The sequence below is a fragment of the Psychrobacillus sp. FJAT-21963 genome (assembly GCF_001420585.1).
In the GTDB taxonomy this organism is placed as follows: Bacteria; Bacillota; Bacilli; order Bacillales_A; family Planococcaceae; genus Psychrobacillus.
This window is the reverse complement of record NZ_LJIY01000004.1, coordinates 165,990-185,905: the sequence shown is the minus strand read 5'-3', so window position 1 is coordinate 185,905 and position 19,916 is coordinate 165,990. Positions and strand designations below refer to the sequence as shown.

Below are 19,916 nucleotides of genomic sequence, written 5' to 3'. Positions count from 1 at the left end.
AACGAATTCTTATTATCGGTTCAAGTGGTGCAGGCAAATCAACCTTATCAAGAAAGCTTGCTGAACAATGGAAATTACCAATTGTCCATCTGGATGCCCTTTTTGGAATCCCGGATGGGTACCTACACCAAAACAAGCATTTCGCGAAAAAATTCAGACGAAACTAGAGGGAAATGAGTGGATTATCGATGGCAATTTTGACTCTACTTTGGCATTAAGAGCTAAATACGCAGATTTAATTATCTTCTTAGATTTTCCTCGGTTACTCTGTACGTATCGAGTTTTCAAGAGAGCATGGGAGTACAGAGGTAAAACACGTCCTGATATGGGTGCCGGGTGTGAAGAAAAAATAGATTTAGAGTTTGCTCTATGGGTATGGCGTTTTCCAAAAGATGTCCGCCCAGGTATATTAAAAGTATTAAGAGAAGCAAGTAACGTTGATATATGTATATTAAGAAATCCGGTGGAAGTGAAAGCCTTTATTGATACTGCCCCGAGTAGATAAATGTAGGAGGAACAGCTATGAGAGACAAACAACTATCGGAGAGGCAAATTATCGAACTAATTGAAAAGGATGCCGATATCATTCTCCCGTTAACGAATGGAGAGCCACATAAATTACTTGATATTTTGGAAGAAAATACGGATGCTTTAACTAATGTGAAAATTCATCAGTTACTCGCATTAAAGCATCGAAAGTATATGGAAGGTGCATTCCCTGGAAAGCTTAGTCATGTATCCTATTTTTTAAGTGGTGCTACTCGGAATATGTTTCACCAAGGATTAGTAGACCTAGTGCCAAATAATTTTCACGAAATGCCAAAGATTTTAAGACAATCGACCAATTTATCGATGATTATGGCAGTAGCTTCTCCGATGGATGAATATGGATACTTTTCACTAGGTACTCAAGCGGACATTGTGTCTGAATTTATTGGAAAGGTTCCTTTCCTATTAGAAGTAAATAAACATATGCCTCGTACATTTGGTGAAAATCAAATACATATAAGCCAAATTGAAGGTTTTGTTGAAAACGATCGTCCTCTTTTTGAAGATATTTCACCGCCAATTGGTGATAAGGATATGAGAATAGCTTCTTATGTAGCAGAAAGTATTCAAAATGGGGACACTTTACAAATCGGAATCGGCTCCATTCCTAACGCAGTAGTAAGTTTACTGAAAGATCATAGACATTTGGGCATTCATACAGAAATGTTTGTAGATGGAATAGTGGATCTTGTGGAAGCTGGTGCAATAGATGGGACGCAAAAGTTTACAAATAAAGGGAAGATAATAGCGACCTTTGCACATGGATCCAATAAAATCTATAACTTCTTGCATAACAATCCTGCTGTTCAATTTTTGCCAGTAAGTATAGTAAATGATCCTAGGGAAATTGCAAAGGAAGAACGAATCGTTTCTATTAATGCTACGACAGAAGTTGACTTATTTGGTCAATGTGCATCGGAAACGGTTGCCGGAAAATATTACTCCTCGACGGGAGGACAAGCTGACTTTGCAAGAGGGGTGCGTTTTGCAAAGGAAGGAAAAGGCTTTGTATGTATGACATCTACTGCAAAAAATGATGAGATTTCTCGGATACAACTAAGACTTTCCCCTGGATCGGTCGTTACAACGTCTAAGAACGATATTGATACAATTGTTACAGAATATGGAGTAGCGAAAATGTTTGGAAAGCCAATTTCTGAGCGTGCAAAACAACTCATATCAATAGCGCATCCTAAATTTAGAGAAGAACTAACTTTTGAAGCGAAGCAAATGGGGTTTATATAAAATGAGACCAATGGACGTATCATTTTTTCATCAACCAACATTAGAGCTAGCTAGAAACTTAATAGGAAAGAATATAGTCCATGAGCATGGAAGAGGGCTAATTGTAGGTAAAATAGTTGAGACGGAAGCCTATATGGGACCTGAAGATCGTGCAGCGCACAGCTTTGGAAACAGAAGAACAAAACGAACAGAAGTAATGTTTGGTGGGCCAGGGCTTATATACACGTATCAAATGCATACACATACACTGATTAATGTTGTAGCAGGTATGGAGGGCATCCCCAATGCAATATTAATTCGAGCTGTTGAACCTGTAGAAGGCTTAGAGCTAATGAAAGAATTTCGTAACAATCTACCAATGAAGCAGTGGACAAATGGCCCCGGGAAATTAACGAAAGCTATGGGAATCACTATGGAATATTACGGTAAACATTGGACGGAAAAGCCTTTATATATTGCAGAAGGTAGTGAGGTGTCGTTCATATCAACAGGTCCTAGGATTGGTATTGAAAACAGTGGGGAAGCTGTGCATTACCCTTATCGTTTTTGGGAAACGGACAATCCCTTTGTATCTAAAATGAGATGAACCTACTGAAATCAAAAGATAGCGTCATATCGAAAGTACAAGAAAAAATACCGACCAGAAATGGTCGGTATTTTATATGAATTAGATAAGTTTTCCCATATAATATTCATCTACGAAATGTCCATTAATGATGAGTGCATTTTTACGGTCGCCTTCTTTTTCGAAACCAAGCTTTTTATAAAGTTTTTGAGCACCTATATTTTCTTTAATAACAGACAGTTCAAGCTTGGATATTCCTACTTCTTTTGCCCATTTTTCTCCATGTACCATTAAGGAAGAGGCAATTCCCTTTTTAGAGAATTCTTGTTTCACACCGATTACTACAGAAGCTCGATGCAAGGCACGTGGTGCTGGTCCACCCGTAAACAATACATATCCAGCGAACTGCCCGTTCATAATAGCTAAAAGTAAATTAGAGTTTTCGATATTTTTCCATGCTGTCATCTCTTTTCGGATACTCTGTACTGTCATTTGAATATCAGATTTTCCATACAACATAAAATCAGTTTCCGAAAATATGGTTTCTTGCAAACGAATAAATGAACGGGCATCATCTAACTCTGCTTCTCGTATGATCAGAATGTCTTGGTGGTTATTTACATCATCCATTATCGAATCGGTTTCGAGAACCGTACTATGAAATAAAACAGATTTTCCTAGGTCTACTTTTTTTACTGAGTAACCATGGTCTGTCCAAGCGAAATAATGTAATGCAGGAGGCTTTGTTTTTTTCCACCAACTACTACTTAAATAAGCTGCGTTAGGTAGTACTTGTCCGATGATTGCTTCAATTTCTGCATATGTTAATCTAATCTCTTTGTTCGTCGATTGTTGAAAGAAAGTGGAAAGGGGAATATATTTGCTTTCAAATATTTTAGGCATTATTTCACTCATTTCATAATTTATAGGCTAAGTATAGCATCAATTGTAAGACATGCGCACTACTAAAAGCTTATTTTAACGTCAATTTATTCCTATAAAAAGAAGTGTTACTTCATAACGAAGTAACACTTCTTTTTAAGAATATTATGCTTGTACTAAATCTAGCTGTAAAGCAGGTCCAAAGAATTCATAGTGAATTTGTTCATTTACAAAGCCTAACTCTAGTAAATGATTGATCATTGCTTCCATAAATCCAACTGGGCCACAAACATAGACATCTCCATCTTTACGTGCATGTTCTTTTAATACATCCTTCGTTATGAAGCCATCCCCACTATCAGAATATAGAGTAACATATTTTGCATCATCCATTGTTTCCATTAAAGAACGAATATCTTGGTCGAATGGATGTAAGTTTTCATTCCGAGCACTATAAAGGAAGGATACTGGTCGATTTGGTTGAGTCTTAGCTACTGTTTCGAACATACTCATCATTGGTGTGATACCAACTCCTCCACTTAAGAAAGTTACAGGAGTTGTTTTTTCTGGATCTAAAACAAATTCACCAGCTGGAGCAGTAAGTTCAACTATATCTCCAACATTAACATTATTGTGGAGGTGAACAGAAACTTTTCCTTCTGGATTATTTTCATCTTCTTTTTTCACTGAAATACGAAATGATTCTGAATCAGCTGCTTTAGATAAGCTATACTGTCTGTTCATCAAATACGTTTCGCCTGGAATGCTCACACGAATCGTAATGAATTGTCCAGGCTCATAAGAAGGAACCGTAGATCCATCTGCTGGTTTTAAATAAAATGAAGTAATGTTTTCACTTTCTTTTACTTTATCTGCAATAACGAAGTCTTTAAAGAATCTCCAACCGCCATCTTTTGACTCTGCTGCTACATACATTTCTTCTTCGATGCCTATAAAAGCATCTGCGATAACTCCATATGCTTCTGCCCAAGCATTAATGATATCGTCAGTAGCAGCATCTCCTAATACTTCTTTGATTGCGCCAAGTAGATGCTCACCTACAATTGGATAATGTTCGGGTTTAATGCCTAAACTTACGTGTTTTTGTCCTATTTGTTTCACCACTGGAATAATTGCCGCTAAATTATCAATATGGGTTGCTGCTGCGTATACAGTGTTCGCTAGCGCGGTTTGTTGACGACCTTTTGCTTGGTTTGCATGATTGAAAATATTTAAAAGCTCTGGGTGTGCGTTAAACATATTTTTATAAAAAGCTGTGGTTATTGCAACTCCGTGAACTTCTAATACAGGTGCAGTTGATTTTACGATATCAATTGTTTTTTGAGATAACATAATTTACACGTCCTTTTATTTTATTTACAAATACAGAATACTCCTAGCCATTTTTTAAAGCAATATTTAAAATACATCTTTAAAGTAGATGTAATATTTCAGACACATTTCTTTCACGATTCAGACATAGTCGTTTATAATGATTAGTAGAATGGCGGTGGAAAAATGAGATTGACTATGTATACAGATTTCTCACTTCGAGTGTTAATATACCTGGGAACCAAAAATAGAGATGAACTTTCTACAATACAAGAAATATCCACTGCTTATGGAATATCAAAGAATCACTTGATGAAGGTGACTTATGAATTAGGGAAACTTGGCTATATAGAAACAATCCGTGGCCGAGGTGGTGGAATTCGTTTGGCAATGGAGCCTGAAAAGATCAATATAGGACAAGTTGTAAGGAATACAGAAGATGATTTCCATCTCGTTGAATGCTTCGATTGTCATTCGAACTCCTGCGTAATTACACCGGTTTGTGGACTAAAAGGTGCACTAAATAGGGCTTTGCAAGCTTATTTTAAAGTGCTGGACGAATATACATTGGCAGATTTTTTACTTCAAAAACATTTGTTAGCAAATTTACTTTTTAAAGAGAAACAGGATATATGATAAAATAAGTTCGAAATTGATTATTAGGAGGATTATTAATGGAAAAAGTATTAGTTTTTGGTCATAAAAACCCTGATACAGACACAATCACATCAGCAATTGTATATGCATATTTAAAAAATGCCATTGGGGTAGAAGCAGAAGCGGTTGCTTTAGGTGATGTGAACAATGAAACAAAATTTGCTCTTGAAAAATTCGGATTTGAAGCACCTCGAATTATTGGGGATGTTTCAAGTGAAGCGAAGAAAGTAATTTTGGTAGATCACAATGAAAAACAACAAAGTGCAGATGGTATTGAAAATGTGCAAGTAACGGAAGTTATCGACCATCACCGTATTGCAAACTTTGAAACAGCAGATCCATTATACTATCGTGCAGAACCAGTAGGATGTACTGCAACTATATTAAATAAAATTTTTAAAGAAAAAGGTGTAGAAATCCCTGCAAACATTGCTGGATTAATGCTTTCTGCAATCGTTTCAGATTCTTTATTATTTAAATCACCAACATACACGGAAGAAGACATTGCTGCTGCTCGTGAACTAGAAGCAATTGCTGGTGTAAACGCGGAAGAGTATGGACTAGCTATGTTGAAAGCGGGAGCAGATTTAAGCGATAAGAGCCTAGAGGACCTTCTTTCATTAGACGCAAAAGAATTCGTTATGGGTGAGTACAAAGTAGTCATTGCACAAGTAAATGCTGTAGACGTAAATGACGTAATGAATCGTAGAGTAGAGCTGGAAGACTTAATTAATCTTGAAATTCAAGAAAAAGAATTAGATCTATTTTTCTTTGTAGTAACGGATATTCTAAACAATGATTCTGTAGCGCTAGCCCTTGGTAAATTGGCGTTAAAAGCAGAAGCTGCCTTTAATGTAAAATTCGATGATAACAATATCGCATTACTGAAAGGCGTAGTATCTCGTAAAAAACAAGTAGTACCAGCCTTGACTGAAGCGCTAGCATTATAATTGTAGAAAATGGCTATCTCTTGGATAAAGAGATAGCTTTTTTATTTGGAAACGAAGTGCATCTCAGAAAATCCCGAGTGGATCTCAGAAAATCTCGAGTGGATCTCAGAAAATCCCGAGTGGATCTCAGAAAATCTCGAGTGGATCTCAGAAAATCCCGAGTGGATCTCAGAAAATCCCGAGTGGATCTCAGAAAATCCCGGAGGTATCTCAGAAATCCCCAGGTATCCCCGAGAATCTAAGAACTCGAATTTTCATAGAGCATTAAAATTGTTGAATACTTAAGAAGTCTTTACAATGTAATGGAGGTGAGAATAATGAAAATTGAAGTATGGTCAGATTTTGTTTGTCCTTTTTGTTATATAGGAAAAAGACGTTTGGAAGAAGCTTTAGAGCAGGCTGGGTATGCAAATCAAGCAGAGGTTGAATTTAAGAGCTTTGAGTTGGATCCGAATACTCCTAAAATTTCGGACCAAAGCATGTATGAAGTGCTTGCTGAAAAGTATGGATCTACTGTGGAAGCAGCTAAAGGAATGACCGCACAAGTAGTGGAGCAAGCAAAAACAGTTGGTCTCGATTACAATTTTGACAAAATGAAACCTGCAAATACGTTAGATGCACACCGTCTGGTGAAGTGGGCAACCGAACAAGGGAAGGCTGCAGAAGCCAATGAATTGTTACTGCACTCTTATTTTATTGAAGGTAAAGAGATTGGCAAACACGAGGTTCTCCTTGATTTAATTGATTCTCTTGGATTACCTAGAGATGAAGCGGAAGAAGTGTTGAATTCCAATAAGTATTTGACAGAGGTTCGTCTTGATATCGCTAAAGCTGGACAAATTGGCGTGCGCGGGGTTCCATTTTTTGTTTTAAATGATAAGTATGCAATTTCTGGTGCACAACCACTTGAAACGTTTGTTGGTGCATTGAATAAAGTTGCGGAAGAAGAAGGACTACAAGCTAAATAATATACAAAAAATCAGTAGGAGAAATTCTGCTGGTTTTTTATTTTGAGTTAGTTTTTTAATGGAATGGGGTATAACAATTTATGTAAAATTGAGGGGATAAGATAAAAAAACGTGCAGCAGATGCGCTTGCACGTTTTTCCTTAACTTCTTCTCTCAAAACTTAAAAATCTAGTGCCTTGAAAAGTAAGAACACCTAAATCATCTTCAGCGAGCATACCATATTCTTGCCCGTTAACGTGAAGCTCCATTCGATCCCCGCTTTCTACTTGAAATGTTACGTAATACGAAGTAGAAGCAGAACTATTTCCAGAACCACCGCTTGTATCGGAACGTTTTGCTACTACCTGAGTTGGCACAGAAAGCTTTGGAGAATTATTGTTTTTATTCCACTGGGATATGCTTTTTATGATAGTGAAAATAATAAGACCAAATACCAAAATGAAAAATAGACCAATGAATATGGGTATACCCCCAAAGAAAAAGCCTAAGCTATCCATTTTAAACCCCCTAATAAAAAAACTGTTTTTTTCTTATACGTAAATAATTGAATAAAGTTTCGTTTATAGATAGACACTAGAAGAAAAGGAGGAAATCCAATGAACGATCAAATACTACCAACTGAATCACAATCTTATTGGCGTGCCACAGAAGACTTTCCAATGTTTCCTGAAATAAGAGAAAATGTAGAAACCGATATTTTAATTGTAGGAGCAGGTCTTACAGGGATTACTGCTGCGTATTTACTTAGCAAGAGCGGAAAAAGTGTAATGGTTTTGGAAGGAAGCAGAATATTAAAAGGTACAACTGGTTTCACTACTGCAAAGGTGACAGCGCAGCATGGGCCTATTTACCAAAAGCTAATTTCCATATTCGGTGAAGAAAAAGCAAGACTATATTATGATGCCAATACGGAGGCTAAAAACTTTATAGAGAAAACAGCCAAAGAATTGGGAATTAAATGTGATTTTGAAAAGGTAGATGCTTATATATATGCTGATACTAAAGAAGGAGTACAAACAGTAAGGAAAGAAATGGATGCCTATACTAAGCTAGGTATTGAGGGGGCAACTCTTACAACAAATACCGGTCTTCCTTATGATGTAATGGAGTCATTGAAGTTAGAAAATCAAGGACAATTCCATCCGTTAAAGTATGCAACTGGATTAATGAATAAAGCAATTGAAAATGGTGTGCAGTTTTTTGAAAAATCGCGAGCAAAAACTATATCAAAAAATATAGTAGAAATGATGAATGGTCATAAAATACGTGCAAAGAAAATATTAGTTTGTAGCCACTTCCCATTTAATGATGGAAATGGTCTGTATTTTTCAAGAATGTCCCCAGAAAGATCTTATGCGTTAGCTGCGCCAGCCGAATCTAATTATCCAAAAGGCATTTATATTAATGTAGAAAAGCCAACAAGATCCGTACGTACAGCGTTGGGTAAAGATGGAAAAAGATATTTAATACTAGGTGGAGAAGGTCATGTTACCGGTAGATATGAAGGTGATATGATGGATAATTATGATGCACTAGCTGCATTTGGTAGAGAGAAATTTAATATAAAGCAGTTTACGAATCGCTGGTCTGCTCAGGATTTAGTGACCCTAGATCAAGTGCCGTATGTAGGAATCATGACGTCAGGTCTTCCTGATGTATTGGTTGCAACTGGTTACGCAAAATGGGGTATGACGAATAGTACGGTAGCTGCCCAAATAATGGCGGACAATGTCATGGAAAAAGAAAATCGATACGCGGAACTTTACAATCCAATCCGTTCCAAAATGAAAAAAGAAGATATAGCTAGTTTTGCCAAGTATAATGCAGCCGTCGCAAAAGAATTAGTAAAAGGAAAGACTGAAAAAATAGATGTCTTGTTTAAAGATTTACAACTTGGTACTGGAGACATCGTAAAACTAGACGGTAAGAAGGTTGGAGCATTTAAGGATGTCACTGGTGAGATATATTTAGTTAAACCAGTATGCACACATATGGGTTGTGATGTCGTATTCAATAATGCAGAGACTTCATGGGACTGTCCATGTCATGGGTCACGATACACATTTAAGGGTGACGTGATTGAAGGGCCCGCATTCGAGCCGTTAGAGAAAATAGAAAATATTGAATAACCGAGCTTAGAGAAAAATCTCTAAGCTTTTTTAATTCTATTAAAACAAACGATTGTTCTCCTGCGATATCTCTATTAAAATTGGGATATAGTTAAGGAGAGAGAATGAATGAAATCCCTAATGAAATTACTTCCATATGTGAAGCCATATACACTGTTTGCGATTCTTGGACCACTTTTAATGTGTATTGAAGTAGCTATGGATTTATTACAACCTACCATTATGCAACATATTATTGACGTTGGAATTGCAAATAATGACAACGCATATGTCATGAAACTTGGATTCTTTATGCTGTTTACAGCATTTATAGGATTAATAGGTGGTGTGGGTAGTACGGTTTACAGTGCTAAAGCATCTGTAAATTTTGCAACCGACATTCGCCGAGATGTATTCAAAAAAACGGAGCAGTTTTCAAGTGAAAATATGGATTCATTTGGTGCCGGTAAATTAATAACTATTGTTACGAATGATGTGGCAGCAGTTCAACAAGCATTAATGATGACGTTAAGAATCTTTGTGCGTGGACCCTTACTGTTCATCGGAGCAGTCGTTATTGTATGGTTTACTGCTCGAGAACTGTTTCCGGTGCTGTTAGTTGCAATACCAATATTAATGGTTTTAATTTATTGGTTTTCTTCAAAATCTGGTCAATTATTTGCAAGAGTACAGAGAGCAATGGACACGGTAAATACGAAGTTACAAGAAAATTTCGCAGGTATTAGGGTAATTAAAGCATTTGGCCGATCAGAATTTGAAACAAACACGTTTAAACAGGTAAATGATACATTAACGAAGCGAAACATGGCTGCTGAGCAAGTAATTTTAACACTCATGCCTATTATGCTTTTTGTAGTAAATATCAGTGTCGTTTTCGGGATGTGGATGGGAGCCATTAAAGTAAATGAAGGTACGCTCCAAGTCGGTGTCATTCTAGCTTTTATTAACTACTTGAATATTATAATGAACGGACTAATGACGAGTAGTCATGTTTTGATGCAAATTACGAAATCTTTTACTTCATCAAATAGAATACAACAAGTACTTGATACTGAAATAGATATTAGGGAGCCTGTAAATCCTGCTTTGCTATTAGAAATGGAAGGAAAAGTGGAGTTCCGACATGTTAATTTTAGTTATAGTAAAAACGGTGAGTATGTTTTAAAAAACATTTCCTTTCAAGCGAAGGCAGGGGAGACAATTGGTATTATTGGCTCTACTGGTAGCGGAAAAACAACACTTGTCAAACTGATACCACGGTTGTATGATCCAGATTCTGGGGAGATTTTGATTGATGGAATAAACATTAAAGAATATCCTCTTAGAAAACTGAGAGAATCTATAGGTTTTGTGCAGCAAAAGGCAACATTATTTTCTGGAACAATTGAGGAAAATCTTCGCTTTGGTAAAGAGGAAGCAAATCTAGAAGAGATGAAGGAAGCAGCACGGTCTGCAGCTGCTACTGAGTTTATTGAAAAACTCGATGGTCAGTTTACTTATGAGCTCATGCAAGGAGCGACTAATTTATCAGGAGGACAAAAGCAACGTCTTGCAATGACACGTGCTTTCATTCGGAAGCCTAAAATATTGATATTAGATGATTCTACATCCGCAATAGATGCTTTATCGGAAGCGTCTGTTCAACACGCATTAAACCAAAACCTCTCCAATACGACTGTGTTCATCATTTCTTCGAAAGTATCTTCCATTATCAACGCAAATCAAATTCTAGTGATTGATGAAGGAGCGATTGAGGCGTGTGGGACACATGAAGAATTGTTAGCAAGTAGCGACGTCTATAGAGGAATTTATGAAACACAAAATGGGAAGGAGGTTCTTTCCTATGAATAAAGCTTCTCCAAACGACGCGATTGGCAGAGCACGTGGTCCAAGAGGGTTTAGAGGGCCAGTAGAAAAAGCAAAGGATAAAAAGGGAACCATTAAGCGTATATGGAACTATATGGAGAAGCAAAAGATTGCGATGATTGCTTCTATTATATTTGTTATTATCTCAACTATCTTGAATTTACTCGTTCCATATTTAATTGGAATCATCATAGATGACTATATCATTCCTAAGGATATGGAAGGGACTCTTCGTGTTTTATTATTATTAGCATTGATTTATATTGCTGCATCTATCTTCACTTGGCTACAAACATTCTTAATGGTTCGTGTGTCTCTTAAGACAATTCGAATTTTACGCCAACATTTATTTGAGAAATTTCAAACACTGTCTTTACGTTTTTTTGATAAACGGACACATGGTGACTTAATGAGCCGAGTGACAAATGATATTGAAAGCTTAAACAATGCACTCAGCCAAAGCGTTATACAAATATTTTCATCGATATTAATGGTGTCGGGTGTTGCCATTGCCATGTTTATGCTCAATTGGATGCTTGCCTTAGTGGCTCTAACAATTATTCCTTTAATCATTATTACGACGAAAAAAATAATTACGTATAGCGGTAGTAATTTCATTAGAAGACAACGAGACTTGGGTGAATTAAACGGGTTTGTTGAAGAAGCTATTTCGGGAAATGAAGTAATTACCATCTTTGGACAAGAGGAGAAAACATTCACAAAGTTTGCACTGGTAAATGAAAGATTACGTCAGTCTGCAACAGCAGCGGATACTGTATCTGGCTTTCTCGGCCCAATTAATAACTTTATAAACAACTTAGGGCTAGCGTTAATCATTGGAATCGGAGCATTGATGACAGTCCAAGAGATGGCAACTGTAGGGATAATTGCTGCTTTCGTTACATATTCTCGTCAATTTTTTCGTCCAATCAATCAATTATCAAGTCTATTAAACACTTTCCAATCTGCAATTGCAGGAGCAGAAAGAGTTTTTGAAATTATGGATGAGGCACCTGATCTAACGGACAAAAATGATGCTATTGAAGTAAATTCCTTTAGAGGCGAGGTCGAATTTTCGAATGTGAACTTTTCCTATGAGGACGGAAAGCCAATTTTAAAGGAAATTAGTTTTCGGGCGAGGGCAGGAGAGAAAATTGCTTTAGTAGGTCCAACGGGTTCAGGGAAAACAACTGTTATCAACCTGTTAATGCGATTTTATGATATAAATTCAGGTGAAATTAAAATTGATGGTCGTAAAATTCAAGATTATAAAATTAGTTCACTACGTGAAAAAATTGGCATCGTATTACAGGACACTTTTCTATTTTCTGGCACAATCATGGAAAATATTCGATATGGTCGATTAGAAGCAACTGATGAAGAAGTCGTAAATGCGGCTAAGATGGCCTCTGCACATGGATTTATCAAACATTTACCTGACCAATATAAAACGGAAATCACTTCGGGTGGTTCAAGCTTAAGCCAGGGGCAACGTCAATTGTTATCTATCGCTCGTGCGATTCTAGCGGATTCGGATATTCTAATTCTAGATGAAGCAACTTCTAGCATTGATACACGTACAGAAATTGCGATTCAGCAAGGACTAAGTCGTTTATCGGAAGGTAGAACTAGCTTTGTTATCGCACACCGATTAAAAACCATTGAAAATGCTAACCAAATTCTCGTTATCCATGAAGGGGAGCTCATAGAATATGGCACCCATGAAGCGTTACTTCAAAAGAAAGGCTTTTATAAAGAACTCTATGAAAGTCAGTTATATAGGTAAAATTGTGCATGAAAGTAGTAACGTAAACCGGTACTTAAACACCATTTTTGAAGGTGACTTTCCCACATGAAAGTTGTGGCATTCTGGCTCAAATTAAAGAATAATAGAATTAAAAGAAGAGGTGATTCTATTGTCAAACATTTACTCTGTAAAACTTTTATTTGAACATATCTCCTCACCAGAATCGATGCCTAATAAAACTTTTGAAGAAACGATCAATATTGTCCGAGCGGATAAATTAGAGGACGTAGATGGATTAGTGAAGCAACACTTTAAAGACGTGACATATGCCAATGCATTTGGGGAAACCACCACTATAAAGTTATTAATGATTCTTGATGTATTTGAACTTGTAGATAATATAGAAGAATGTTTAGAGTTTGGAGAAGTATATAGTCATCATATAATTCTGGATGAAGAAGTTTGTCTAGAACGTAACTATGGAAATTAGAAAGGACCCAAGAGTTAATTTCTTGGGCCCTTTTTTATTAGATGTAAAAATTAATAGAAGTGATATCAGGTTTGTCTTGTATCGCAAATTTATTAATAGAAGTGATGTCAGGTTTGTCTTGTATCGCAAATTTATTAATAGAAGTGATATCAGGTTTGTCTTGTATTGCAAGTTTATTAATAGAAGTAATATCAGGTTTATCTTGTATTGAAAGTTCTTGCCCACCTACATTAAATGTAATTAATAAACCTACTAAACAAAGTGTACCGATAATAAATTTTTTCATGTTAGTTCCTCCCAATTAGTTACATGTGATAATTTTAAATTATAGTTAAAACCTAACTGATAATAAATTGTTGATTGTTTGTATTGTTTTTTATCAGCTAATCTTTTTGCCAGCACTTGGCAATAAATAAAACAATATTTGTAGTCTTGTATATCCTCGAAATAGGCTAGGGCTTCTTTAAAGATTGGAATAATATTATCTTTCTCTAATAAAAGTGCTCTGTATATACTTAAATGACTTTTATAGAAAGATCTATATTCCTCAGTCAACTGATCTAGTAACTCTAATCCCTTTTCTAGCCAAATCTTTGCATTTTGAACATCATTTATTTTGTGATATTCCTTTAATATTGAAACAATGGTCACTAATTTATCATTTGGATTAGTTTTTATATTTAAACTATTTTGAAAATGATAAAGTGCTTGTTTTTGATTTCCTAGAATAGAATAACTTGCTCCTAAGTTATGTTCAATCTTTCCGTTGTATTTAGAAGAATCGATTTTTAAGCTGATTTCTTTCGCTTTTTCAAATGTAGCTATCGATTCTTTTAATACCCCAGTATCAATCTGAGCAATCCCTAAAATAATTAAACATTCGATAGAACGTTCTATTAATAATTCTTGATTAAAATAGGAAAGAGCAGATTTTACATAATCGATAGCCATTATATAACGTGATTCTGACAGAAGTGATAAGCTCGATACGTAATAAAGTTCGGCCATTTCCCAGTCTTCCATACGATAGTTTTTTATAAGTGTAAAAATTTGAGAGAAAAACTCGGATGCTTGACTGAACTGATTATTTTGATAAGCTACTATTCCTTGAATCGTATATAGATAAAATAACTGTTCGGAATCCATTTCCTTTTTAAACTCCGCTAATATAGCTAGATTGTTTCTAATATTAATCGTTTGATCTGGTAGCATTAGTATTAATCTAGTTTCTATTAATAGAAGTGTCAGTCTATTGGGTTCGAAAGGATGACTCTCAATATAGTTATGGATATCTAGTTGCAGAGCTTCTGCTTTTTGCTTGTTTCTAGAGTTAATGACTGTTTTAAATTTAGTTTTAAATTGAATCGTTTTCTCTTGGTCTATTTCACTCTTTAAAGAGTCCAGAGGGATGTTCAAGCGCGTAAGAATATGCTTTTGGATATCTTCACTCGGTATTACTAAACCATTTTCTATTCGACTTAAGTAAGAAGGAACGCAAATACCTGAAGCCAAATATTCTTGTTTCATATTCTGTCTCTGGCGTTCTAATTTAATCAATTGTCCTATTTCCATACACAAGCACCTCCTCAATAGGACCTAGTAAGAAAAAAGAAAACCAATACAATATTAATGATAACATAATATTATTTGGAAATCAGAAGAAATAGAGAACAGGAAAGTGCGAATAAAAAACACCCAAATAACTCCCTATTTTCATATCAACTTTCCCAAATATTTGTTGTGGAATTATTTGGGTTTTTAGTTAATACTTAAATTATTAATGTAAATGGGTGGTGAATTTTTGAGAAAAAATTTAAGTATCTCGATTCGCAAACTTCTTTTTTTCTTGCTTCTTTTTTCCATCATGTGTTGGTTTCTATTAACAACTCTACCATATAACACTGACGAACATAATCTAAATCACGATACAATTCCAATTAAAATTGAAGAAAATAAAAGTAGAGAAGCACTAACTGCTAAAAAGATGGAAGAATTTAAAACAGCGTTAGAGGTTTTCTATTCCAAAGCAAAGGAACTATGGTGAAAAAAATCCAAAATAGACTTAATTGACTTTCCATTTTACGATAAACCTTGTCCATGAGTGAATTCCCTGTATAGATCATGTTTAGCGATTAGCTCTTCATGTGTACCTGCTCCCGTAATTTTTCCTTGCTCTAGGAAGAATATTTGGTCAGTAAAAAGACAACAATTAACCCGACAATGGTAATTACGAGTGATAAGGTCACTGCTATAATTGTTATTTTAACTGACCATCTAAGGCTTTTAAGAAGTTGAAAAAATCCTTTTGTAGATGTTTACATTGTATGTTCCATTTCATAAAACAATTAAAAAAACGTGCGAAATAATCTCGACACGATTTTTATGAAGATATAACTTTTGACTCGGTTTGAGCACGCTTTTGTAACTCTATGATTAAAGGATCCGCTGAAGTTTCGAGTAGACTTGCTTGTTTTTGCTGTAAATCTATTCGCATTCTTTCCGTTTCAAGTAAAAAATTATCATATTTGAGCTTTTCTAACTCTATTTCGTCTTTTACAATTTGTGCACGTATGTTTTGTGATTTGCGTAAATGAGTTGACCATATTGCGGAAAGTGGTATCGAGAAAATCATCACCACTGCAATAAGTCCGATTCCAAGTCCAATAATATCTTCCATTATTATCACTCCATTTCCATTTTCTTTAGTATATACGAAAATCTCAAAAGATAGTTTCAAAATTTAAAAAACTACTCTGAATAATTTCAGAGTAGTGGAAAATGAACGAAATTTAGTTGAGAATATTGATTTTACATTTTCTTACTTTTTTAAATAGGCCCAAGCATACTGAGCGTATAGTTCTGCACCAGTGACGAGTGCATCTTCATCGATATCAAAGTTCCCATGGTGATGAGCCCATTCTGTATCTTTTTCTGGATTACCACTTCCTACAAGAGCAAAGCTACCAGGTGCCTTTGTAAGGAATGCAGAAAAATCCTCACCGCCCATTGTAGGTTTTTCGTTATAAATAACTTCTGAACCGAAAGCTTCAGTAGCTACCTGTTGAACAAGTTCCGCGCTTTCTTTGTCGTTGTCTACGGCATCTGTACCTCGGATATACTCTACTTCAGCAGAAGCACCGTATATAGAAGCTACACTCTCAGCGTATTGTGTAATGCTTTTTTCGATATGATTACGAGTATCTGGATGAAACGTACGTACAGTTCCTTCAATTTCAGCATTTTCAGCAATTACGTTAAATCTTGTTCCTACTACCATTTTTCCTACCGTGAGAACCGCTGGACTTTGTGGATCAATTGTTCGAGAAACAACGGTTTGCACATTCATGACAAACGATGAGGCAACAAGTGCCGCGTCAATACAAGCTTCTGGTATAGCACCATGCCCACCGCGTCCTTTAAACTTCACTTTAAAAATATCAGCAGCAGCAAAGGAAGGCCCTGGTGTACAAGAAACTTTGTTTGTTGGCATTTGAGACCAAATATGAATACCAAAAACATTGTCTACTCCATCCATTGCGCCTTGGTCAACCATTGCTTTAGCCCCGGCAGCTGCTTCTTCAGCTGGTTGGAATAGGAAGCGTACATTTCCAGGAAGTTCATCTTTCACTTCAGATAAAACCTTTGCAGCGATTAGTAGCATAGAGGTGTGCGCATCATGTCCACATGCATGCATTTTTCCTTCGACTTTAGAAGCATAAGGTACATGGGTATTAAGCTGTTGAACCGGGAGTGCATCCATATCACCGCGAAGAGCAACGGTTTTTCCGCCTGGAGTTCCTTGAATTTCGGCAATAACTCCTGTAGGCTCAGTTTTTCGATATGAAATTCCGAGTTTATCTAAGTACTCACACACAAAAGCTGTCGTTTTAAATTCTTCAAAAGATAACTCTGGCTCACTATGTAATTTACGGCGTAGAGCAGTTAATTCATCTTTAGAATTAGTAATAGAGTCTTTCAATTTTAAATTAATCATTATTTATTTCCCTCCGTTAATTGTAAAGCTGTTTGGAACAAAATATTAGCTCCTGCAGCCAGGTGGCTCGAATTAGACCATTCCTCTGGGCAATGACTTAGACCATCTTTACTTGGAACAAACACCATTCCACAAGCAGTGAAATCAGATAAAACCATCGCATCGTGACCAGCACCGCTATTAATTGTGCAATAAGGAATGTCTAATTTGTCGCTCACTTCTTTAAAAGTGGATTGAATTGTTTCATTCATTTCTTTCGGTGCAATATAAAGCAATTGTTCAGTGGAAGTAAGGATACCCATACCAGGCAATTAATTGCTCTACTTTTTGCATTGCGCTATGAACATTTTCTTCTTTAGCTGAACGTATATCTACCGAAAAAATTACTTTGTTTGGGATAACATTTGATCCATTAGGAAATACATGTAACTGCCCGGTTGTAATAACCGTACCGTTTCCTTCCTCTAAGGCAAGCTGAGGGAAAGCTGCAATGATTTCTGCGGCAGTGACAAGTGCATCTGATCGTCGTTCCATCGGTGTTGTACCAGCATGTCCTGCTTGCCCTTGGATGGTAACTTCTAATTGAGTTAAACCAACGATTGCTTCCACAATACCAATTGGAATATTTTTTTCTTCTAAAATTGGACCTTGTTCGATATGAAGCTCTAAGAATGCTTTAATCGTTTTTGGATCACGAATTTTATCGTTCGAAGGATCTAATCCAATGCTCATCATCGCATCTTCAGCAAGTATCCCATCTTTATCAGCAAGACTTTTAAACTCTTCATTAGTCAATAAACCCATCATTCCTCTCGAACCCATTAACCCTCCACCAAAACGGGAGCCTTCTTCTTCGACAAGAGCAATAATTTCGAGAGGATATGCTGGCTTACAACCGGTTTCTTGAAAGAGTGCGGCTACCTCTAAGCCGACCACCACTCCTGCAGTACCATCATAAGCTCCTCCATTTGGGACAGAGTCAAAATGGGAACCGACAATAATAGATGGAGCATCTGGCTGAGTTCCTTCGAGTTTTCCAAAAATGTTACCAAATCCGTCTTCAGAAACAATAAGCCCATATTCAGTCATTTTCTCTATGATGTATTTTCTAGCGTCTAGATCTTCTTTAGAATAGGTAAGCCTTGTGACTCCTGCGCCTGGAGTAGCCGTGAATTGACTTAGTAGCTTAATATGTTCTTCTATTCTAGCTTGATTTGCCATATTATCTCTCCTAATCTTATAAGAATCCTACGAAAATACCTGCGAGAATAACAGAAACGATCGTAACACTGATGAATCCTCCGACTAGCATAGGTGGCAGCATATGTGCAGTTAAAGCTTCTCGTTCTTTTTCATCCTGGGTTAAAGAATTAATTACTTCGTTTGTAATGATGTAATCAGCAGGAAATCCGTAAAGGGCAGTTAACGAAATGGCAAAAGCCATATTTTTGCTCACTTTTAGAACTTTTCCCATAAGTAAAGAGAAAATATACATACCTATTACTCCAAGAATAATTGTTCCAATAAGTGGATATAGAATTTGCATAATCATCGAAGGTGTTGCTGTCTTTAAAGCATCAAAAACGAAAAGCATCAGAACCATGATACATAAGCCGAAACCATTTGCTTTTTGTAATACTTGGCGTTCTAAGAAACCAATACTCGATGCGATAATACCGAATAATAAGCAAAGAACATACGGACTAATGGATACAATAGGTTCTAAAACAGTTGAAACAAGATAGGCAAGAAAACCTACCAAAGCTAAACGGAAAAACTTAAAGTAATCTGTGTTATATTTTGCAGGCATTTTGCGGAACATTTTCAGCTCTTCTTGTGGTTCATCTGTAGAAGTGTTGGTTTGTCCTGGTATTGTAAGTTCTCCTTTGCGGAATTTTTCAAGAAGTGATTTCCCTTCTTTCTTAAGTGCGATAGATGTAAGTGGATAACCAGCAAAGCCTTGCATAACGTAAATAACAATTGCAAATACAGATAATGTTGTTAATCCAGCATTTGCTGCTCCCTCAGACATGATCAATGCGGAGACCAATCCTCCAACAAGAGGGGGGATTGCAACAATAACCGTTTCAAGATCAAATAATAAAGTTCCTATACTAAATAGAACAGCGATAATACCTAATATTCCAGCTAGTGAAATTAAGATCGTTTTCCACTGCTCCTTTAATTGTTGAATGGACAGTAAAGTACCCATATTAGTAATAAGTAAATAAATCATCATTGTTGCTACTACAGGAGGTACCCCTGCAATGGAAACAATCTCTTTTGGAAAGAAAGTCCAATAACCAATAATAAATAGAACGGCGGAAACGAAAACGGAAGGGATCCATGCCTTCGTTCTATTAGAGACAAGATCTCCGATAAATAAAATTCCGACAACCAAAACTAAAGCTAGCATTTGAGGCATAATAAACTTTCCTTTCTGACAATATAGAATACTCCATACAATAGCACAGATTTGATGTAGTATAAAGTATATAATATATTCAAGAATAGTCAGTTTTTTTAGTTTGGAAATGTATGT

At 36.1% G+C, this 19,916-nt stretch carries 19 protein-coding genes and 1 pseudogene; 11 read left to right on the top strand and 9 right to left on the bottom strand.

Features of this window, described 5'->3' with window-relative positions; genetic code table 11:
* Positions 1-67: 67 nt before the first annotated feature.
* From AN959_RS11685 to AN959_RS11675, 3 genes are read left to right on the top strand one after another with little or no spacing between them, the layout of a single operon-like run.
* The gene (locus tag AN959_RS11685; protein ID WP_253278913.1) at positions 68-505 is read left to right on the top strand and encodes an adenylate kinase; all 438 of its coding nucleotides are present in this window, start codon (positions 68-70) and stop codon (positions 503-505) included.
* Positions 506-522: 17 nt separating this feature from the next.
* Positions 523-1,794 carry an acetyl-CoA hydrolase/transferase family protein gene (locus AN959_RS11680; protein ID WP_056830953.1) on the top strand — a complete coding sequence of 424 codons (1,272 nt, stop codon included), beginning with the start codon at positions 523-525 and terminating at the stop codon, positions 1,792-1,794.
* Position 1,795: 1 nt separating this feature from the next.
* Positions 1,796-2,380, top strand: a complete 585-nt coding sequence (locus tag AN959_RS11675; RefSeq protein ID WP_056830951.1) for a DNA-3-methyladenine glycosylase — start codon at positions 1,796-1,798, stop codon at positions 2,378-2,380.
* 81 nt (positions 2,381-2,461) lie between these two features.
* Here AN959_RS11675 and AN959_RS11670 read toward each other — a convergent pair whose 3' ends face one another.
* Positions 2,462-3,262 (bottom strand): GNAT family N-acetyltransferase, encoded by an 801-nt coding sequence (locus AN959_RS11670; RefSeq protein WP_053591616.1) that lies wholly within the window; start codon positions 3,260-3,262, stop codon positions 2,462-2,464.
* 144 nt (positions 3,263-3,406) lie between these two features.
* Positions 3,407-4,594 carry an NO-inducible flavohemoprotein gene (hmpA, locus tag AN959_RS11665; protein ID WP_056830949.1) on the bottom strand — a complete coding sequence of 396 codons (1,188 nt, stop codon included), beginning with the start codon at positions 4,592-4,594 and terminating at the stop codon, positions 3,407-3,409.
* Positions 4,595-4,759: 165 nt separating this feature from the next.
* On the opposite strand from hmpA, the gene AN959_RS11660 reads away from it, so the two are divergent.
* The 3 genes from AN959_RS11660 to AN959_RS11645 all read left to right on the top strand — a co-directional run bounded on the left by AN959_RS11660 (position 4,760) and on the right by AN959_RS11645 (position 7,148).
* On the top strand, positions 4,760-5,209 hold the full coding sequence (locus AN959_RS11660) for an Rrf2 family transcriptional regulator (protein ID WP_056830947.1): 450 nt from the start codon (positions 4,760-4,762) through the stop codon (positions 5,207-5,209).
* A gap of 38 nt (positions 5,210-5,247) precedes the next feature.
* A complete protein-coding gene (locus AN959_RS11655; protein ID WP_056830946.1) occupies positions 5,248-6,180 on the top strand; it encodes a manganese-dependent inorganic pyrophosphatase in 933 nt (310 codons plus the stop codon).
* 317 nt (positions 6,181-6,497) lie between these two features.
* Entirely contained in the window at positions 6,498-7,148 is a 651-nt protein-coding gene (locus AN959_RS11645) for a DsbA family oxidoreductase (protein ID WP_056830942.1), read from the top strand.
* 140 nt (positions 7,149-7,288) lie between these two features.
* On the opposite strand, the gene AN959_RS11640 is transcribed toward AN959_RS11645, so the two are convergent.
* Positions 7,289-7,645, bottom strand: a complete 357-nt coding sequence (locus AN959_RS11640) for a DUF2500 domain-containing protein (RefSeq protein ID WP_056830940.1) — start codon at positions 7,643-7,645, stop codon at positions 7,289-7,291.
* 99 nt (positions 7,646-7,744) lie between these two features.
* Between AN959_RS11640 and AN959_RS11635 the strand changes: the two genes are divergently transcribed.
* The 4 genes from AN959_RS11635 (at position 7,745) to AN959_RS11620 (ending at position 13,380) form a co-directional block, all read left to right on the top strand.
* Positions 7,745-9,277, top strand: coding sequence for an FAD-dependent oxidoreductase (locus tag AN959_RS11635; RefSeq protein WP_056830938.1), 1,533 nt, complete (start codon positions 7,745-7,747; stop codon positions 9,275-9,277).
* A gap of 108 nt (positions 9,278-9,385) precedes the next feature.
* Positions 9,386-11,128, top strand: a complete 1,743-nt coding sequence (locus AN959_RS11630) for an ABC transporter ATP-binding protein (protein WP_056830936.1) — start codon at positions 9,386-9,388, stop codon at positions 11,126-11,128.
* Positions 11,121-12,929: an ABC transporter ATP-binding protein gene (locus AN959_RS11625; protein ID WP_056830934.1), complete on the top strand. Its 1,809-nt coding sequence runs from the start codon at positions 11,121-11,123 to the stop codon at positions 12,927-12,929. The genes AN959_RS11630 and AN959_RS11625 overlap by 8 nt, the downstream gene beginning before the upstream one ends.
* Before the next feature lie 121 nt (positions 12,930-13,050).
* On the top strand, positions 13,051-13,380 hold the full coding sequence (locus tag AN959_RS11620) for a DUF4288 domain-containing protein (protein WP_231687491.1): 330 nt from the start codon (positions 13,051-13,053) through the stop codon (positions 13,378-13,380).
* 37 nt (positions 13,381-13,417) lie between these two features.
* Here AN959_RS11620 and AN959_RS11615 read toward each other — a convergent pair whose 3' ends face one another.
* Together AN959_RS11615 and AN959_RS11610 are read right to left on the bottom strand one after the other, a co-directional pair.
* Positions 13,418-13,666: a hypothetical protein gene (locus AN959_RS11615; protein WP_056830932.1), complete on the bottom strand. Its 249-nt coding sequence runs from the start codon at positions 13,664-13,666 to the stop codon at positions 13,418-13,420.
* Positions 13,663-14,952, bottom strand: coding sequence for a helix-turn-helix transcriptional regulator (locus AN959_RS11610; protein WP_056830930.1), 1,290 nt, complete (start codon positions 14,950-14,952; stop codon positions 13,663-13,665). Before AN959_RS11610 ends, AN959_RS11615 begins: the two co-directional genes overlap by 4 nt.
* A gap of 229 nt (positions 14,953-15,181) precedes the next feature.
* On the opposite strand from AN959_RS11610, the gene AN959_RS11605 reads away from it, so the two are divergent.
* Positions 15,182-15,424, top strand: coding sequence for a hypothetical protein (locus AN959_RS11605; protein WP_056830928.1), 243 nt, complete (start codon positions 15,182-15,184; stop codon positions 15,422-15,424).
* 336 nt (positions 15,425-15,760) lie between these two features.
* On the opposite strand, the gene AN959_RS11600 is transcribed toward AN959_RS11605, so the two are convergent.
* The 4 genes and pseudogenes from AN959_RS11600 to AN959_RS11585 all read right to left on the bottom strand — a co-directional run bounded on the left by AN959_RS11600 (position 15,761) and on the right by AN959_RS11585 (position 19,799).
* A complete protein-coding gene (locus tag AN959_RS11600; protein WP_053591628.1) occupies positions 15,761-16,057 on the bottom strand; it encodes a hypothetical protein in 297 nt (98 codons plus the stop codon).
* Between the two features lie 141 nt (positions 16,058-16,198).
* Complete coding sequence (locus tag AN959_RS11595; RefSeq protein ID WP_056830926.1) at positions 16,199-17,374, bottom strand: M20 family metallopeptidase; 1,176 nt, start codon at positions 17,372-17,374, stop codon at positions 16,199-16,201.
* A pseudogene (locus AN959_RS11590) lies at positions 17,374-18,595 on the bottom strand (Zn-dependent hydrolase). The gene AN959_RS11595 and the pseudogene AN959_RS11590 overlap by 1 nt, the downstream one beginning before the upstream one ends.
* Before the next feature lie 16 nt (positions 18,596-18,611).
* Positions 18,612-19,799 (bottom strand): hypothetical protein, encoded by a 1,188-nt coding sequence (locus AN959_RS11585; RefSeq protein ID WP_056830924.1) that lies wholly within the window; start codon positions 19,797-19,799, stop codon positions 18,612-18,614.
* Between the last annotated feature and the right edge of the window lie 117 nt (positions 19,800-19,916).

Excerpts from the sequence above, each read along its gene's own strand:
- AN959_RS11685 (WP_253278913.1), top strand. The coding sequence starts at position 68 with ATGGAAATTACCAATTGTCCATCTGGATGCCCTTTTTGGAATCCCGGA.
- AN959_RS11680 (WP_056830953.1), top strand. The coding sequence starts at position 523 with ATGAGAGACAAACAACTATCGGAGAGGCAAATTATCGAACTAATTGAA.
- AN959_RS11675 (WP_056830951.1), top strand. The coding sequence starts at position 1,796 with ATGAGACCAATGGACGTATCATTTTTTCATCAACCAACATTAGAGCTA.
- AN959_RS11670 (WP_053591616.1), bottom strand. The coding sequence starts at position 3,262 with ATGCCTAAAATATTTGAAAGCAAATATATTCCCCTTTCCACTTTCTTT.
- hmpA (WP_056830949.1), bottom strand. The coding sequence starts at position 4,594 with ATGTTATCTCAAAAAACAATTGATATCGTAAAATCAACTGCACCTGTA.
- AN959_RS11660 (WP_056830947.1), top strand. The coding sequence starts at position 4,760 with ATGAGATTGACTATGTATACAGATTTCTCACTTCGAGTGTTAATATAC.
- AN959_RS11655 (WP_056830946.1), top strand. The coding sequence starts at position 5,248 with ATGGAAAAAGTATTAGTTTTTGGTCATAAAAACCCTGATACAGACACA.
- AN959_RS11645 (WP_056830942.1), top strand. The coding sequence starts at position 6,498 with ATGAAAATTGAAGTATGGTCAGATTTTGTTTGTCCTTTTTGTTATATA.
- AN959_RS11640 (WP_056830940.1), bottom strand. The coding sequence starts at position 7,645 with ATGGATAGCTTAGGCTTTTTCTTTGGGGGTATACCCATATTCATTGGT.
- AN959_RS11635 (WP_056830938.1), top strand. The coding sequence starts at position 7,745 with ATGAACGATCAAATACTACCAACTGAATCACAATCTTATTGGCGTGCC.
- AN959_RS11630 (WP_056830936.1), top strand. The coding sequence starts at position 9,386 with ATGAAATCCCTAATGAAATTACTTCCATATGTGAAGCCATATACACTG.
- AN959_RS11625 (WP_056830934.1), top strand. The coding sequence starts at position 11,121 with ATGAATAAAGCTTCTCCAAACGACGCGATTGGCAGAGCACGTGGTCCA.
- AN959_RS11615 (WP_056830932.1), bottom strand. The coding sequence starts at position 13,666 with ATGAAAAAATTTATTATCGGTACACTTTGTTTAGTAGGTTTATTAATT.
- AN959_RS11610 (WP_056830930.1), bottom strand. The coding sequence starts at position 14,952 with ATGGAAATAGGACAATTGATTAAATTAGAACGCCAGAGACAGAATATG.
- AN959_RS11600 (WP_053591628.1), bottom strand. The coding sequence starts at position 16,057 with ATGGAAGATATTATTGGACTTGGAATCGGACTTATTGCAGTGGTGATG.
- AN959_RS11595 (WP_056830926.1), bottom strand. The coding sequence starts at position 17,374 with ATGATTAATTTAAAATTGAAAGACTCTATTACTAATTCTAAAGATGAA.
- AN959_RS11585 (WP_056830924.1), bottom strand. The coding sequence starts at position 19,799 with ATGCCTCAAATGCTAGCTTTAGTTTTGGTTGTCGGAATTTTATTTATC.